At 69.8% G+C, this 2,262-nt stretch carries 2 protein-coding genes; both read left to right on the forward strand.

Annotated elements, in window-relative coordinates; genetic code table 11:
- Positions 1-1,356: hypothetical protein (locus ACFWQC_RS28120; protein WP_378686074.1), on the forward strand; the 1,356-nt coding region annotated here is incomplete at its 5' end.
- Positions 1,353-2,042, forward strand: coding sequence for a hypothetical protein (locus ACFWQC_RS28125; protein WP_378686077.1), 690 nt, complete (start codon positions 1,353-1,355; stop codon positions 2,040-2,042). The genes ACFWQC_RS28120 and ACFWQC_RS28125, both read left to right, overlap by 4 nt.
- Positions 2,043-2,262 lie beyond the last annotated feature (220 nt).

A 2,262-nucleotide genomic window follows, 5' to 3' on the forward strand; every position in this document is an offset into this window, starting at 1 on the left:
GAGGAGCTGGCCCCGTGCGTTGGCTGTGGTGAGCTGGCATCGCGCGCCCTGGACGGGGCGCCGCTGCACCTGGCCGAGTGTGACGCGCCGGCGACGTCGCCGGCGGTGGCCGTCTCGAACGTGCTGCCCCTTCCTTCCGCGGGCGAGGATGTGACCGCCGCTCCGCTCGAGGACGAGCCGTTGCCCCTGCCCGAGGAGACGCCGGCCGCGCCGGCCGCTGCGCCGGCTGTGGTTCAGCCGGCACCGGCTCCTCGAGCTCCTGGAGCTCGTCGAGCTGCGCGCGCTGCTGCGCTTGAGGTCGACCCGGCCGAGGTGAGCGAGGCTCAGACCTGGGCGGCATCGGTCGGTGAGGAGCTGACCGAAGCTCAGGCCGCGGCCGTGGTCGAGCGGTTCCACCAGGTGACCGGCTGCCGCTGGAAGGGCTCGCACGGCACGATCCGGGCGCTGCTCGATGGCCACACCAAGTGGCCGGGTGCGAAGGCGCCGGCGACGGCGGACCTGGATCTGTTCGAGGATCTGCGCCGCACCGATGCGTTCTGGAAGGCGCGGACCTGGATCACGACGCCGGGTGACCCGGCCGAGAGCTCGACGGTGAAGGCGGCCGACATCAACGCGCAGTACGTCGCGGCCGCCTCGAGCGTCGAGCTGGGCGAAGGCGACCCGCTGCACTACGAGCCGGGCGACGAGCTGCCGGCGAACCTCTACAAGCTGCCCGGCTGGGTCCGGCTGGGTGCCGCCGTCGTCGACGCGCCGCACAACATGGAGCTGCTCGAGGGCGCGTGGGTGCCCATGCCGATCGCGGTCTACCTGACCCGCGACCACGGCCGCGAGCTGGCGATCGCTGAGGCGCTGGTGTGGCCGAAGCACCGCCGCGCGCTGAAGAACCTGGCCAACCACTTCGGGCGCTGGTCGTCTGAGCTGAAGGCCGACGAGTCCCGAGCTGGTGCGTACGCGCTGCGCATGGTCAAGAGCCTCTACACCAAGAGCTTGGGCGGCTATCTCGCCTCCGAGAAGGGCCTCACGCCGCCGGCCTGGCACCGTCCCGACTGGGCTCTGCTGCTCAAGGCACAGGCAGAGGCCAACATGCTCCGCAACCTCGACAAGCTGCCCGCCGGCTGCATCCCTCGAGCGAAGTACGCCGACACCATCTTCGTCGAGATCACCGAAGGCGCTGACCTGACGACCTGGCCGAGTCTCGACCTGGTCCAGCCGGGCCGTTTCAAGCTCGTGCACGACGAGCCCGCCCCGGCCCTCTCCTTCCGCGGGCTCAAAGCCACCGCGGACGCATGGCGGGTCGCCTACGAGGCGGCACACGCGCCCGCCGGCGCGGCTGAGCTGGAAGGGGCACAGGCATGAGGACGAGCTCGAGCCAGCCCCGGAAGGGCAAGCCCGGAGGCGGCGCCGGCGGAAGCCGCGGCGGGAAGTCCGGCGGCACCACGGGCGGCGGCAAACCGTCGAAGATGCTGGCCGGCCTCTCGGCGAAGATGGGCCTGGCCGACCTGGCGAAGTGGGCAGCCGACACGGCCGAATCCGCGGCCCGACGAGCGGCCGCCGCGGCTGGCAAGACAGGGCGACAGATCGAGCAGGCCGCACGGCACGCCCGGGCAGCCTCGATCAAGGACACCGCGGATCGCGCCGGCGTCCAGCCCCAGACGGCCCGCCGTTGGGCTCGAGGAGCACAGAACCCCTCAGCGGAGACGGAGCAGACCGGCCGCGGCAAGGTGCAGCGGCACATGGGCGGCGCTCGAGCGATCCGGGCGAGCCGCATGGCCGGCGTGCAGTCGATGAGCCCGGGCAGCGTGACCGTGCTCATCAAGTCGGGACCGACAGCCGGCCAGTACGAGACCCGCGACCTGGGCACTATCTCGATCGCGCGATCGACGGCGGAGGCGGTGGCTCAACTGATCGAGGAGGGCGACGACGCCGGCGCCGCGGAGCTGCTCAGCGATGCGCTCCTCGACAAGTACGGCGAGGACGTCGGCGGCCTGTCCGACTACATGACCATCACTGAATTCCACGGCTCTCCCGAGTGGTTTTTCTGATGCTAAAGAACTAAAGCGTTATGGGCGGCGGAGCCGTTTATAACGCTTTAGTTCTTTAGCATGTCCGGGTTTATTGCATTAAGGCATTAAGGCGGTTTACCGTCTTAATGCCTTAATGCTTTCGCGCTTTAGCGCGAATAAAACGCTGTGACCTGCGAAAACGCTGGGACTCTCGCGGGCGCGGGCTTGCCCTCGGCGGAGCCGGGGGCTGTTGCGGCGG

It is taken from the genome of Nocardioides sp. NPDC058538 (genome assembly GCF_042719275.1).
Lineage (GTDB): Bacteria > Actinomycetota > Actinomycetes > Propionibacteriales > Nocardioidaceae > Nocardioides.

Excerpts from the sequence above, each read along its gene's own strand:
- ACFWQC_RS28125 (WP_378686077.1), top strand. The coding sequence starts at position 1,353 with ATGAGGACGAGCTCGAGCCAGCCCCGGAAGGGCAAGCCCGGAGGCGGC.